The organism is Paraburkholderia sp. SIMBA_053, assembly GCF_046534895.1.
In the GTDB taxonomy this organism is placed as follows: Bacteria; Pseudomonadota; Gammaproteobacteria; order Burkholderiales; family Burkholderiaceae; genus Paraburkholderia; species Paraburkholderia caledonica.
Map to the genome: position 1 here is coordinate 1 of NZ_JAWRXU010001618.1, position 239 is coordinate 239.

At 39.3% G+C, this 239-nt stretch carries 1 protein-coding gene; it reads left to right on the plus strand.

The window, feature by feature from the left end; genetic code table 11:
• Positions 1 to 239 (plus strand): hypothetical protein (locus tag SB753_RS41030; protein WP_410805675.1); only part of this gene is annotated, 239 nt, incomplete at both ends.

The window sequence follows — 239 nt, forward strand, 5'->3', positions numbered from 1 at the left end:
AGGACTTCGTTATAACTAAACTAGAGCCGATCAGCATCAGCAAAAGCAAGATTGAAAGATATATTGCTACATTTTTCGTTGGAATTCAGCGAAAATTCAAACGTTCTTCTTGTCCTTGTCGCGAACTGCTTACATACGAATCATTCCCGAAACGCCGCAAAAAAAATGATGGTCGGGAAAATGAATGTGGAAAATGTTGGTCTGAAAGATGCCGTATGAACCTGGCGAAAGTATTAAAG